A 14,318-nucleotide genomic window follows, 5' to 3' on the forward strand; every position below is an offset into this window, starting at 1 on the left:
ACTCCTCTAGATGAACCCGATGTTCAGTCTGCTGATCCTGGCGATGGTCGCCGCCTATATGGCGGCGCTGTTCTTCGTCGCCTGGCGAACCGAGCGCCTCGGACCGCATGCCCCAACGCGTCGCCTCGGTCCCTGGGCCTATGCGCTGTCGTTGGCGATCTACTGCACCTCTTGGACCTATTACGGGGCGGTCGGCACGGCGTCCCGCGATGGCTGGGAGTTTCTGCCGATCTATATCGGCCCGGCCGTCGGCATCGTCGTCCTGTTCCCGATCTGGCGCCGTATCGCCGCCGCCGCCCGGCGCGAGAACATCGGCTCCATCGCCGACTTCATCGCCGCCCGCTACGGCAAGAGCCAGACGCTCGGCGCATTGGTGGCCAGCGTCGCGATCATCGGGTCGGTGCCCTACATCGCGTTGCAACTGAAATCCCTCTCCATGGCCTGGCGCCTGTTGACCGAAGGCACGCCGGTGGCGGGGTCGGAGCGGCTCACCGTCGCCGTCATCGCCTGCATCCTGGCGGGATTCACCATCCTGTTCGGCGCGCGTCGCCCGGACCTGACCGAACACAACCGCGGTCTGATCCAGGCCATTGCGGTCGAGTCGATCGTCAAACTGGCGGCTCTCGTGGCGGTCGCGATCTTCGCGGCCGTGCTGCTGTTCGGCTCGCCATCGTCAGGCGCGCTGACGATGGCCTTGAAGGATCTCGCCGCGCCGCCGGTGATCGACGCGCGCTTCATCGCCATCACCCTGCTGGCGACCCTGGCCATCTTCTGCCTGCCTCGTCAGTTTCACGTCGCCTTCGTCGAGGCGGCCGAGCCCGCGCAGGTGCGCCGGGCACGCTGGGTTTTTCCGCTCTATCTTCTGATCACGACCCTGGCCGTCGTGCCGCTGCTGGCGGCGGGCGGCCTGTTCTCAGGCATCGCCAACCCCGACCTGTTCGTTCTGGACCTGCCGTTTTCCCAGGGCGCCGCAATTCTGACCGCAGTGGTCTTCGTCGGCGGCTTCTCGGCGGCCACCGCCATGGTCATCGTGGAGACCGTCGCACTCTCGGCCATGGCCTCCAACAGCCTGATCCTGCCCCTGCTGGCCCGTGATCGCTGGAGACGCCGGGAGGATTCCTCGGACATCGCCGAAACCATTCTCCAGGTTCGGCGGATCGTGATCTGCGTGATCCTGCTTTTCGCCTGGCTCTACTTCCAGGCCATCGATCGCTCGTCCGGCCTGGCCTCGATCGGCCTGACCTCCTTCGCCGCCCTGTCTCAGTTGGCTCCCGCACTGTTCGGAGCGGTTCTTTGGAGGAACGGCCACGCGCGAGGAGCCATCGCCGGAATCATCTGCGGCACGGCGGTCTGGCTGTTGATGCTGGCCCTGCCGCAGATCGGGACCGCCCTGGGCGCCGGCGCCGTCCACCCGTTCGGTCAGGTCGATGCCTTGCCGACGGCGGTCTTCCTCAGCCTCGGTCTCAATGCCGGCGTCTACGTCCTGGTCTCGCTCGCCGCGCGGCCGCGGCTGATCGATCAGGTTCAGGCCCGGGCCTTCGTGGATCGCCTCAGCCCCGACTGGCGCGAGCGATCTTCGGCGCCGTCAGGGGCCTCCGTCGGCGACCTCAAGACGCTGGTATCCCGCTTCATCGGGGACCCGGGGGCGGAGCGGGCCTTCGCCGCCTTCGGGCGGGAGACCGGCCGGTCCATGCGGGACGCCGACCCGGCGGATGCCGGCCTGGCGCGTGCCGCTGAACGGATGCTGGCGGGCGCCGTTGGTGCCTCTTCGGCCCGCCGGGTCATCTCCGCCGCGCTCGCCGGCGGCGGGCGGGCGCCCGAGGACGTCGTGCGCATGCTGGACGAGGCGTCCCAGGCGGTTCAGTTCAATCGTGAACTGCTTCAGGCCACGCTCGACAACATCGATCAGGGCGTCAGCGTGGTCGACGAAGACCTGCGCCTCATCGCCTGGAACGCGCGTTATATCGAGCTGTTCGACCTGCCCGCAGGCTTCGTCCATGTCGGCCAGCCCGTGGCCTCGGTCTATCGCCTGAACGCTCAGCGGGGCGAGGTCGAGCCGGTGGAACTCGAGGCCTGGGTCGAGCGCCGGCTGGACGCGCTTCGACGGCGCGAGCCGCATGACCACGAGCGCGTCCAGCCGACCGGGCGAATTCTCAAATCCACCGGCGCGCCCATGTCGGGCGGCGGTTATGCGACCAGCTACACGGACATCACTGAGTTGAGACGGGCCGCCCAGGCCCTCGAAGAGGCCAATGAGCGGCTCGAGGCCCGCGTCGCGGACCGGACCGAGCGCCTGGTCGAGGCCAAACAGGCCGCCGAAGACGCCACGGCCTCCAAGACCCGCTTCCTCGCCGCAGCCAGCCACGATCTGCTTCAGCCGCTGCACGCCGCCCGTCTGTTCATCGCTGCGTTGAAGGAGGGCCCGGATGCACAGGAGCCCGAGACCCGCAGCCTAGTGGACAATGCAGACCGTTCGATCGAGTCCGCCCACGGCCTGCTGAAAGCGCTTTTGAATCTCTCGCGACTTGAGGCCGGCGGGGTGCGCCCGGCGGTGGAGGCCTTGCCGGTCGAAGCCATCCTCTCCGACATTCGACGCGAGTTCACGCCGCTGGCGATGCAGAAGGAACTGCGGCTCAGCGTCGTCCCGTCCCGCCGATGGGTCCGCTCGGACCCCGATCTTCTGCGGTCTCTGCTTCAAAATCTCGTCGGAAACGCCATCCGTTACACAGACTCTGGCCGTATCCTGGTCGGAGTCCGCAAGGAGGGCGGAACGCTCAGGATCGACGTGTTCGACACCGGCCGCGGCATCGCAGAGGATCAACAGGAAGCCATCTTCACCGAGTTCACGCGACTTCCGGGACAGGGCGGGGACGAGCCTGGCGTGGGTCTCGGGCTGGCGATCGTGCGTCGGGTCGCGCGGCTGCTCGACCATCCGCTGACGCTTCGATCTGCGCCGGGAAGAGGGTCGTGCTTTTCCGTCGCGGCGCCGCTCGCCGAGGCACGACCCGTCGCGACCGCCGTGACTCTCGCGCCTCAAAGCCTTCCCCTCGGGTTTCGCGTTCTGTGCGTCGACAACGAGCCCGCCATCCTCGAGGCCCTGAGCGTCCTGCTGTCGCGATGGGGCATGACCGTCGTGACCGCCCCGGACGCTGCCTCGGCCCTCACGCAGAAGGGGCCGTTTGACGCGGCCTTGGTCGATCTTCATCTGGGCGAGGGGGAGGATGGACTGTTCATCCTGGGAACCCTGCGATCGCGCGGTGTCGGTCACCTCGCGCTCATCAGCGCCGACGCTGACCCCAGCCTGCCGGCCAAGGCGGCCGCAACCGGTGCGATCCTGATGTCCAAGCCTGTCAAGCCGGCGATCCTGAAGGCCTTCTTGTCCAGCAAGCGAGACTGATCCGGCTCTTCCTGCTCAGATCGGGGTGGTCAGGGCCTGGGCCGCGATCACGGCCTGGGTTCGGTTCTGGACGCCCAGCTTCTTGAAAACGCCGGTCAGGTGCGCCTTGATCGTCGCTTCGGTGACGCCCAAGTCGAACGCGATCTGCTTGTTCAGTCGACCTTGTTGCAGGCCGATCAGGATCTTGAGCTGCGACGGCGTCAGGCTGGCGATCCGCGCTTCGATGGACTCGGTCGGCTCTGCCTGGCTCAGGGCCGGGAACCAGACATCGCCAGATAGGATGGCTTCCAGCGCGTCCACCATTCGCGTCAGGGTCGCCGACTTCGGAATGAACCCTGCCGCCCCGAAGGCCAGGGCACGACGAACCGTCGCATCGTCGTCGCTGGCGGAGACGATCGCCACCGGCGCGGCGGGAAAGTCTGCCCGGATACCGGCCAGACCCGCGAAACCCTCGCTGTCCGACAGTTTCAGGTCCAGCAGCAACAGGTCGACGGCGCCGGCCTCAAGGGCGTCGCGCGCCCCGGCCAGGCTGGATGTTTCCTCGATCTCAGCCCCGGGCGCCGCACGCGCGATCGCGGTCGTGAGCGCCGCCCGGAACAGGGGGTGGTCGTCTGCAATGACGATGCGGTCCATGGTCTCGTCTGCTCCCGGGCCGTGTTCTGGCGTCACGTGCCCTGCGCCATTCTGACACCCCCCGACCTTGGTCGTAACTAGACCAATGGCTAATGGCCCCAAAGTGGAACCGCGCGGAAAGTGCGCCCCGCAGGCTCGCATGAGACGCGCCCCGGGAGGACACCATGCTCAGAAACGTCTTGATGGCGGGAACAGCCGCGATCGCCCTCATCGCCGCGCCGGCCCAGGCGCAGCAAACCCAATCCGCCCTGGAAGCCCGCATCGCCTTGCTGGAAGCCCAGTTGAACGCCTTGAAGGCCGAGGTCCAGGCGTCCAGCGTTCAGCAGACGGCGCAGGCCCGCGACATCATCCGCATAGACCAGGCCGTTGCGGCGCCGCCCCCTGCGCCGACGCCCGCCGCCGCGCCGGCCGACGGCTTTCGCATCGGCAACAATGTCCTCAGGATCGGCGGATATGTGAAGGCCGATTTCATGGCCAGCCGGTATAGCGACGGAGACCCGGCGAACGGCGACGCGCTGCGCGACTTCTACCTGCCCGGCGCGATCCCGGTCGGGGGTGCCGATGAGGGAACGGCGACCGACTTCAATGCGCGCCAGACCCGGTTCTGGCTGACGACCGAGGGCATGATCGGTGGTCGCAAGGTCGGCACGCGGATCGAAATGGACTTCCAGGTCCTGCCCGGAACCGGCGACCAGCGCACGACCAGTCCTGCCACCCCGGCCTTGCGCCGCGCCTTCGTCACCATCGACAACTGGCTCTTCGGCCAGGAGTGGACGAACTTCCAGAACCTGGCCGTCCTGCCCGAGACGGCCGACTATGTAGGTCCCTCGGAAGGCACCGTCTTCAATCGCCAGGTTCAGGTTCGCTACACCCGCGGGCCGTTCTCGATCTCGCTGGAGAACCCTGAAACGACCGTCACGCCCAATCTCGCCGCGACCCGGATCATCGCCGACGACAGCAGCCTGCCGGACCTGACCGCCCGCTATGCGATCACCCGACCCTGGGGTGAAGCCTCGCTCGCCGGACTGGTGCGCCAGCTTCGGTATCAGACGACGGGGGTCGGCGCGATCGAGTCCTCGACGACAGGCTGGGGCCTGTCCGCCGCCGCCAAGATCAAGCTCGGCGCCAGTGACGATCTGCGACTGATGCTGTCCGGCGGTGAGGGGATCGGCCGTTACGTCGGCTTGAACTTCGCCAACGACGCCGTTCTCGACGCGTCCGGGGACCTTCAGGCCATCGGTCTCGTCGCAGGCTTCGCCAGCTATCGCCACGTCTGGTCGCCCCAGTGGCGCTCGAACTTGACCTGGTCGGCTCAGACCGTGGACAATGATCGCTCGATCATCGGTCTGGCGACCAACAAGTCGGCCCAGAGCCTGCGTGCCAATCTGATCTGGACGCCCATCCCGGCTCTGGATATCGGCGCCGAGCTCATGCACGGCGAGCGGGAGCTGGAATCTGGCGTATCCGGCGACATGAGCCGACTTCAGGTGTTTGCGAAATATGGCTTCTAACGCCCCGAAGAGCCCGCCGATGATCGACCAGACTCTGTATCGCGTTTCTACCGACTGGGCTGAACGCGCCCACATGGACGCCGCCGGCTATGAGGCCGCGCGGATCGCGGCGCGCGAGCGACCGGAGGCCTTCTGGGCCGAGCAGGCGAAGCGGCTGGACTGGATCACCGCGCCGACGGTGATCAAGGACGTGTCGTTCGCCAAGGATGATTTCCGCATCCGCTGGTTCGCCGACGGCGTGCTGAACGTCGCGTACAATTGCATCGACCGGCACCTGGCCGAGCGGGCCGATCAGACGGCGATCCTGTTCGAAGGGGACGATCCCTCGGTCTCGGGGTCCGTCACCTATGCGGAACTGCACCGTCAGGTCTGCCGCATGGCCAATGTGCTGAAGGATCTCGGGGTCGCCAAGGGCGATCGGGTGACCATCTATCTGCCGATGATCCCGGCCGCGGCGGTGGCGATGCTGGCCTGCGCGCGGATCGGAGCGGTGCATTCGGTGGTGTTCGGCGGGTTCAGCCCCGACAGCATCGCCGGGCGGATCGAGGACTGCGGATCGAAGATCGTCATCACGGCCGACGAGGGTCTGCGGGCCGGGAAGGCCATTCCGCTCAAGGCCAATGTGGACGAGGCCCTGACCAAGGTGGCCGTCGATCGGGTTCTGGTCATCGCCCACACCGGCGCCGATGTACCGATCGTCGAGGGTCGGGACGTGCGGTTCGAGCAGGCTGTCGCCGCCGTCTCCGACGACTGCCCTTGCGAGCCGATGAATGCCGAGGACCCGCTGTTCATCCTCTACACCTCGGGATCGACGGGCAAACCCAAGGGGGTGTTGCATACGACCGGCGGGTATCTGTTCTGGGTCTCGTGGACCCAGGAGCTGGTGTTCGACTATCGGCCGGGCGAGGTCTTCTGGTGCACGGCCGATGTCGGCTGGGTGACCGGCCATTCCTACGTTGTGTATGGGGCGCTGGCGAATGCGGCGACCACCCTGATGTTCGAGGGGGTGCCCAACTATCCGGACAACCGCCGCTTCTGGCAGGTGGTGGACAAGCACAAGGTCGAGATATTCTACACGGCCCCGACGGCGCTCAGGGCCCTGATGCGAGACGGGAACGAGCCTGTGAAGGCATCGAGCCGCAAGTCGCTTCGGGTGCTCGGCACTGTGGGCGAGCCGATCAATCCCGAGGCCTGGCGCTGGTATCACGAGGTCGTCGGCGACGGCCGTCTGCCGATCATCGACACCTGGTGGCAGACCGAGACGGGCGGCGCCCTGATCGCGCCCTTGCCCGGGGCGACGGACCTGAAGCCGGGTTCGGCGACCAAGCCCCTGCCGGGGGTGGAGCTTCAGCTGGTGGATGCCGAAGGCCTGGTCCTGAATGGCGCGGCGTCGGGCAACCTGTGCATCACCGACTCGTGGCCGGGACAGATGCGGACCGTCTGGGGCGATCATCAGCGGTTCTTTGAAACCTATTTCTCGACCTATCCCGGCAAGTATTTCACCGGCGACGGCTGTCGTCGGGACGAGGACGGCTACTACTGGATCACCGGGCGTGTGGACGACGTGATCAACGTCTCAGGCCATCGCATGGGCACGGCCGAGGTGGAGAGCGCCCTGGTCCTGCATGAAGACGTGGCCGAGGCCGCGGTGGTCGGTTTCCCTCACGACATCAAGGGCCAGGGGATCTACGCCTATGTGACGCTGAACCAGGGGGTCGAACCCACCGACGACCTCAAGAAGGCGTTGGTGGCCCAGGTGCGCCACGAGATCGGGCCGATCGCGGCGCCTGATGCAATTCAGTGGGCCCCAGGTCTGCCAAAGACACGATCGGGCAAGATCATGCGCCGGATCCTGAGGAAGATCGCGGAGAACGACCTGGGGTCGCTCGGGGATACGTCCACGCTGGCTGACCCTTCGGTCGTCGATGATCTGGTGAAGAACAGGGCAGTCTGAGGGCGGGGTCCGCCAAGCTTACGAGATCTCGACCCCGCGAGCGTGGGGCTGACTCACCTGCGCGTCCACATGCGCACCGGGCTCTGATTTCGCGTAGTGGCGGATGTGGTGGCGCAGGCGCTCGATCACGCCGGGCATGACCGCCGCGACGATGCCGACGCTGTCGGCCATCAGATCCATCATGGAGGCGCTGCGCCCGGTCAGGCCCTGAGCCAGTTCGATGGCGACACCCAGGGCCAGGGCGACCAGCGCCAGATCCGTTCGCCGCCAACGCGGAGCGATGACGAACAGACCTATGGTCACCGCGAAAAAGGCAATGGCGTGCGCCTCCTTGTCCGTCAGACCCAGGTTCCGCTCCAGACCCTGAAACGGACCGAGCAACAGCAGAGTCAGTCCAAGGCCGGTCACGACGGCCGCCAATCGAAGGATCAGGACAAGGCGGTTCGGTGTCATCGACGGTTCCGGAGCGAGAGGAACCCTCTTGGGGCCTTCCGCGCCAAAACCCGGTGAACCGATGTGGTTTGCCAAACCTGAATTTAAGCCTGCCGCCTTGTCTCGAGGCTTCACCAGCCGGAAGGCGCGGCGATCCTCTGGCGTTGACGGGCCGGCGGCGCGGTCGGGCTGGCCATAGGGTCGGCCATGATCGGCACATCCCTCTGGATCACCGGGGCGACGCGGACGGGCGCCGCGCTTTCCGGCGCCGCTTCGGTCGTCGGATCCAGTGTCTCCGGTTCGGATCCCGTCGCGATCGTGATGGGAACGACAGCCGTGAGACGTGGCGCATTCTCCGGAATTACGGTTGTCCCGATGTCGGAGAGGGCTAGCACCTCGGCCGGCGGCAGGGCGGAGATCGAGGCCAGGCTCGCCATCTTCGGAATGACGGGCTCAGCGCCGGAATAGGCGCCGGTGAAGGCGGCCGGCAGACCCCAGGCGCCGTTCCAGCGATAGAAGATGTGGGTCCCGATTTGGACGATCTTGGACAGGCGCGGCGCCCAGTACGGCGCGACCCAGTCGGTATGATAGTGGGTGGCTGTGCCCACGCCCGCGACGACGGTTCCGTTGAGCGCTGCGGAGGCCACGGCCCGGGCGCGCGCCCAGCCGGCCGGGGACGGAACGCGCGCCATGGCGCCGTCGCAGGTGAAGCTGAACTGGCAGCCCGTGGTCCGCTCCGAGCCCTGGAACACCACGCCGCAGACGGTGCGGGGATAGGCGGGATGTCGCGCCCGATTCAGCACGACCTGGGCCACGGCCGCCTGTCCCTGAGGTGTTTCGGAGGCGGCTTCGTAATAGACGGCGGCGGTCAGGCAATCGACCGCGCGGCTATAGGCCTCGATATCGGTGGTCGGCGCGATCAGGGCGGCTGCTGGTCGGATGGGCGCTGTCGAGAAGGGGAGGGCGGCGTTCCACAGACGCGCCTCTGCGTAGTCCATGTCCTGAATGGCCTCGGGAGCCAGGGTGAAATCGACGAGGTCGGCCTGAGGCGTGAGTGTCGCCGAAGGCGCTGTCGCCTGGCCTGCCGTCAGGGTCGGCGCCGCCGCGTTCAGACGCGGCAGAATGAATGCCGCTCCCGCGATCGCCAAGGCCATGACCGCCAGAACGCAGATGATGATCCAGCCGCCGATCTCCGTGGACGCCCAGGCCCGGATCGCCGCGCCCATCAGGACGATACGCCGCCGAAGGGTCAGCGGACCATCGGTCTCAGCCGAGAATTTTTCAACGGTCATGGACGCGCCCGACAGACTGGATGGTGCGGTGCACGCCTAGCATGTCGAGCGCGGGTCTCCGAGTCCGGACAACCCTCGAGCGTGCCACGAGATCAACCCGCCCTTCGCGGCGCCTGGGACAGAGCAAAGCCCATGCCCAGAAGCAGGGCCCAGAAGGCCTCGAAAGACGGGGTGTTGAGCGAGACATCCACGGCGGCGTGAAGCAGGACGACCACCGACGCGGCCAGCAAGCCCATGATCAGCGTCCGGTTTCTCTTTCGCTGAAACGCGCGCCACGCCGTCGTCCCCAGGATGACCCCGATCAAGGCGAACATCGGCAGGGCGCCGACGATGCCGGCCTCTTCGAGCCATTGCAGATAGGCATTGTGCTGGATGACGCTGACCGCCAGTGCGTCGGCATTGGAGACGGTCATGATCTGGTTGTTCACCTCGGGATAGCTGCCGAGGCCGTATCCGAAGAGCGGGGAATCGAGGAAGGCCCGCCAGTGGGCGGCAGCGACGGCTTCTCGTGTCGCATCGCCTTCGGCTAGGCCGCCGAACCGGTCGGCGAACAAGGTGTTGCCCTGCACGATCAGCACGGCTGCACAGGACAGGATAATGCCGCCACCGACCATCGGCAGCCACTTGGATCCACGGTTGTCCAGCGCCGCCCAGCCCAGCAGCAGGCCTGCGCCGGCCACGGTCGAGACGATTGCGGCGCGCGACGCGGTCAGCAGCAGGCAGGCGACGAAGAGAAGCAGGACGGCGATGACCGGCGCCAGCTCGATGATCCGGGTAACCACCGTCTCGCGCGTCGCCTGTCCCCAGCCCCGGATCAGCCAGGCGGTGGCGAGCATGGTCAGGACGCCGAACTGGGTGCCTGCGATATTGGCGCTGAAGAAGCCGCCAGCCAGCCGGCTATTGCCCGCGGCGATCTGCCCGCCACCCAGAAACAGAAGGAGGCTGACGCCGGCGTAGATGCCGCCGAGGGCCAGCAACATCACCATGACCTCCCGCGCTCTTTCAGCGCGGGCGCCGAGGAGGCAGCCCAGCACGAACACCGACGCCAGCCCGGACAGCTTGATGATCTCGACGATCGTGGCCGAGCGGTTCAGCGTCGCCGCGGGCGGCAGGCCGGCCCAGGACCAGATGGGCAGGGGGCCGCCGGGAACGGCCGGGGTCAATGTGAGGGCGGCGATCGCGACCACGCAGGCGAAAAGGCCGAAAAGGACGGCGCCGGACGACAGTCGCTCGAGTTCGGCCCGCGCCGACGACCTGATGAGGGCGACGACGAGCGCACCCGAGAGGACCGCGAACATCGTCAGGGCGGGCAGGTCCAGGGTCGCCCCGTAGAAGAAGTGCGCGCAGAAGATCAGGGCGGGAACGACCCCGAGGCCCCCGAACCGCGCCGCCTTGCGAGGCCAGGCTTCCCGACGGCGCACGCCTGCCTCGCCCACCGAGCGGACCCGAGAGCCCGACGAACTCACGCGGTGTAGTATTGTTTGTAAGCGCCGTAGTAGTGGCCGGCGTCGCCATAGCCGTAACGGGCCTGGGACTTCATATCGACCTGGACCAGGGCGACGCCCGCGATATGTGCACCCGCGCCGTCGAGCAGCTTGAGGGCGTTGGTGATCGCCTTCTTCGGCGTGCTGCGCCAGCGCGTCAGGAACACGACAGTATCGGCCTTGGCCGCGAGGATCCGGGTGTCTGCGACGGCCAGGACCGGGGCCGTATCGAGAATGACCAGGTCGAAATTGCTGCGCAGGGTTTGCAGCAGCGTGTCCATCGCCTGGGAGCCGAACACATCCTTGGGCGTGAAGCTCGTGTGAGTGAGCGGCAGGACATAGGCACCCGACGGTTCATCGAGGTGCAGTGCGGCCTCAAGCGTGGCGGCGCCGTTCAGAACTTCCAGCAGGCCGTTTTCCGGCTCGATGTGGAACAGGCGGTTGACCGCGCGACGACGAAGGTCGCAGTCGACGATCACGACACGCTGGCCGGCCTGTGCGGCGGAGCGCGCGAGACAGACGGCGGTTGTCGTCTTGCCTTCGCCGGGCAGAGTCGAGGTGACGGCGATCAGGCCCACGCCCTGACCGACGCGAGAGAAGAGGATCGAGGTACGCAACGCGCGGACGGCTTCGGCGAATGCCGACAAAGGCTTCTGCAGAAGGAAGTCGGCGGGCTCCAGGCGCCGATCCGTGCCGTCAGCGATGGACGAGACGAGCGGGATGGAGCCGATGTTGGGCAGACCGAGCTTGGATTCGACGTCCTCGCTCGTCGCCAGACCCGCGTCGAACATCTCGGCCAGGACCACACCGGCGATGCCGGCGCCCACAGCCAGCACCAGTCCGAGAGCGAGGTTCAGCGGGACGTTCGGCGAACTCGGCGCGCTCGGGATCACCGCTCGTGAGACGATCCGGGCGTCCGATTCTTCCAGGCCCTGTTGGCTGGAGGTTTGTTTAAAGCGGTCCAGCAGCCCTTGGTAGAGGGTCTTGGAGGCCTCGGCATTACGCTGCAGTTCGTTCAGGCGGACGCCGGCGTTGTTGTTCGCCGCCAGGGTGCCCCGGGCGCCGGAGAGGCTGCCCTGCATCGAGGCGGTGCGCTGACGGGCCACCTGAACCCGGGCCTCAAGATTGGAGACGATACGGCCGATCTCGGCCTGGATCTGACCGTCGATATCGGCCAGCTCGCGTTCGGCCCGCAGCATGTCGGGGTGGCGCGGACCGTACCGGCTCGACAGGTCTGCAACGCGTCCGCTGACTTCGGCACGGCGAGCGCGCAGTTGTTGAACGACCGTCGAATCCAGGGCCTCGCCCAGATCGCCGCCACTGGATCCCCGAGCCAGTTGCGCGCGCGCAGTGGACAGTCGGGCTTCATCCTCGGCCTGTGCCGCGCGAACGGTCGCTAACTGAGTGTTGTAGGTCGAGATTTCCTGCTCGGTCAGCGTGGCACCCGAGGCGCTCAGAAGGTTGTTCGCGTTGCGGTACTGTTCGACCGCCGCTTCGCTCTGGATCACCTCGGCACGCAGATCGTTCAAGCGCGTATTGAGCCAGGTATTGGCTTGGGCTGTCGCGTCGAACTTCGCTTGGAGCTGCTCGAGGAGGTAGTTCTGAGCGAAAGCGTTGGCGATCGTCGACGCCTTGCGAGGGTTCGGAGACGTGAAGCTGACCCCCATCACATAGGTCAGGCCGACGCGATTGATCTTGAGGCGCGACCGTACGGTGTCCACCACCTGTTCGCGCTGCTTCTGCGCTTCGAGGTCGCTGAGGGTGCGGAGCGCACGGTCCGGAGCCGCGGCGCCGAACAGGCCGCCGATCCCGTCGCTGATCTGCCGGCCCAGCCCGGGTTTGGCCAAGGCGCTGTTGAACTCGGGATCCTCTTCGAGCTTGAGCGCTGCGACCACGCGTTCAGCGAGCTGACGAGAGCGCAGGACCTCGACTTCGGTGTCGACGGTCGCGGTGTCCGCCGGAAGGCCGGAAAGAACGGCCTGGGTATCGACGACCTGTTCGGTCCGGTTGTCGATCATCACGCTGGCCGTCGCCGTATAGAGCGGCGTCGCCTGGATCGTGAAGACCAACACGACCACGAAGACGAGCAGCGCCAGCGCCAGGAAAAGCTTCAGTCGCCGGCGGAATGTGGCGAGCAGGGCGTGCGGATCGAAGGCGCGCGCGAAGCCGTCCGCTCCCCACCCACCTTGGCCGAAGCCCCCGTCATCCCCGTGCGGCTGATGGGAAGGGCCGTGAGGGTCGTGGGCTTGGGTCATCGGACGCGTTCACTGTTGCAGGCGAGTATAGAAATCAGAACTGTGCGACCAGGGCGATGGCGAGCCTGTTGACCGCGAAATCCTGATCGCGCTGGGCGCCGTCGGATTGGGTGTCGAGCGTGGACAGGGTCGCGTTCACACCGAAGTTGCGATTGATCAGATAGGTGCCGCCGAGGTTGAAGCCGACGCGAGTGTCCTCGCGATCGATGCCTTCGTAGTCGTCGCGGCTCAGCGTCACCCGTGCGTTCAGGATCACGTTGCGAAGCAGTTCGTGATCGATCCCGATGCTGGCGTTGTTCGATATGAAGCCGCCGGTGCCGGCCGTGGGCGTATCCTCGACTGTCCGTCCGCCGGCCAGGGTCACGGTGGTGAGCTCGCTCGGGAACCACTCGACCTGGGCGCGGGCACCGAAGCCCGACACGTCCTTGAAGGCCGCCTCGTCGAAATTCTGTTCTATGTAGCCGACGGCGACTTCACCCCGCGCAAGCGCGCCGGCCTCGAAGCTGGCGCCGATCAGATATTCCGAGCCCGAGGAGTTGCGGTTGGGGACCAGGGTCGTCGATGCGATGTCGTACTCTCTGGCGTTGCCCGTGGCCTGGAAGAAGAAGGCCGTCTCCGGGCTGACCGCCACATCGGCGCGACCGGAAATGCTGACCACGTCGCGATCGCGGTTGTCCTGGTCGATGACCGTTCCAGCGCCGGTTCGGCCGTCTTCGTAGTCGAACGATCGGTAGTCCGCCCGGCCGGACAGCTTCACGTAGCCGGCGGCGCGTGACGCGCTGACATAGGCCTGAACGGTATCCAGCGCGGTCGGCTCGACCGCGTTACGCGCGGCCGAAGGTGCCGTGCGAGGCTCGAAAGAGCTCGTGTAGTCGCCGCCGAAGCCGATATTGGCCTGACGCGAGACGTCGATCCGACCCGCCGTACCCACGCCGAACTCTTCGGTGTTCTCATCTTCGTTGTCGCTGTAGCGATTGATCGAGCCGCGCGCATAGGCCGACAGGAAGTTCGACGACCAGTCGGACTCGATGGCGATCTCCGGACGCACATGGGCGATGGTGTCGTCGATTTCGCCCGTTGCGGTCGCGTAGATGTTGTCGTTGCGCTCGGCCGAGACTTCCAGGCGCGGATACACCAGGAAGGCACCGCTACGGATGCCGGGCGCCTCATAGTCGGGGCGCGCACGCTGCTGAACCGAGGTGTTGCGATTGCGCGAGAAGTTGTCGACGCCGGCTTCGGAGGCTCTTGCGATCTGCTGAGCGGAGGCCGCGCCGCTGACCAGGGCCAGCGACCCTGCGGAAACCGAGATTACGAGACGTTGGAGAACGCTGACCATCAGAACCTCGGAAAGTTTGGGACC

Annotated in this window: 9 protein-coding genes; 3 read left to right on the forward strand and 6 right to left on the reverse strand. The window is 66.7% G+C overall.

Going from position 1 to position 14,318, the window contains the following annotated elements; translation table 11 throughout:
• Positions 1-10 precede the first annotated feature (10 nt).
• Positions 11-3,397: a hybrid sensor histidine kinase/response regulator gene (locus tag ACW171_RS00130; RefSeq protein ID WP_492094802.1), complete on the forward strand. Its 3,387-nt coding sequence runs from the start codon at positions 11-13 to the stop codon at positions 3,395-3,397.
• 15 nt (positions 3,398-3,412) lie between these two features.
• Here the strand turns inward: ACW171_RS00130 and ACW171_RS00135 are convergent, their stop codons facing one another.
• Positions 3,413-4,030, reverse strand: a complete 618-nt coding sequence (locus ACW171_RS00135; RefSeq protein ID WP_492094804.1) for a response regulator — start codon at positions 4,028-4,030, stop codon at positions 3,413-3,415.
• A gap of 164 nt (positions 4,031-4,194) precedes the next feature.
• On the opposite strand from ACW171_RS00135, the gene ACW171_RS00140 reads away from it, so the two are divergent.
• Both ACW171_RS00140 and acs read left to right on the forward strand, forming a co-directional pair.
• A complete protein-coding gene (locus ACW171_RS00140) occupies positions 4,195-5,541 on the forward strand; it encodes a DcaP family trimeric outer membrane transporter (RefSeq protein WP_492094806.1) in 1,347 nt (448 codons plus the stop codon).
• Between the two features lie 19 nt (positions 5,542-5,560).
• Entirely contained in the window at positions 5,561-7,495 is a 1,935-nt protein-coding gene (acs, locus tag ACW171_RS00145; protein WP_492094808.1) for an acetate--CoA ligase, read from the forward strand.
• Between the two features lie 18 nt (positions 7,496-7,513).
• On the opposite strand, the gene ACW171_RS00150 is transcribed toward acs, so the two are convergent.
• The 5 genes from ACW171_RS00150 to ACW171_RS00170 all read right to left on the reverse strand — a co-directional run bounded on the left by ACW171_RS00150 (position 7,514) and on the right by ACW171_RS00170 (position 14,294).
• Complete coding sequence (locus tag ACW171_RS00150) at positions 7,514-7,948, reverse strand: VanZ family protein (RefSeq protein ID WP_492094810.1); 435 nt, start codon at positions 7,946-7,948, stop codon at positions 7,514-7,516.
• A 110-nt stretch (positions 7,949-8,058) separates the two neighbouring features.
• Positions 8,059-9,219 (reverse strand): cell wall hydrolase, encoded by a 1,161-nt coding sequence (locus tag ACW171_RS00155; protein WP_492094812.1) that lies wholly within the window; start codon positions 9,217-9,219, stop codon positions 8,059-8,061.
• 92 nt (positions 9,220-9,311) lie between these two features.
• Positions 9,312-10,640 (reverse strand): O-antigen ligase family protein, encoded by a 1,329-nt coding sequence (locus ACW171_RS00160; RefSeq protein ID WP_492094814.1) that lies wholly within the window; start codon positions 10,638-10,640, stop codon positions 9,312-9,314.
• A 41-nt stretch (positions 10,641-10,681) separates the two neighbouring features.
• The gene (locus ACW171_RS00165) at positions 10,682-12,958 is read right to left on the reverse strand and encodes a GumC family protein (RefSeq protein WP_492094816.1); all 2,277 of its coding nucleotides are present in this window, start codon (positions 12,956-12,958) and stop codon (positions 10,682-10,684) included.
• A 34-nt stretch (positions 12,959-12,992) separates the two neighbouring features.
• Positions 12,993-14,294 (reverse strand): outer membrane beta-barrel protein, encoded by a 1,302-nt coding sequence (locus ACW171_RS00170; protein ID WP_492094818.1) that lies wholly within the window; start codon positions 14,292-14,294, stop codon positions 12,993-12,995.
• Positions 14,295-14,318: the final 24 nt, after the last annotated feature.

The organism is Brevundimonas sp. FV1ye28 (assembly GCF_058681135.1).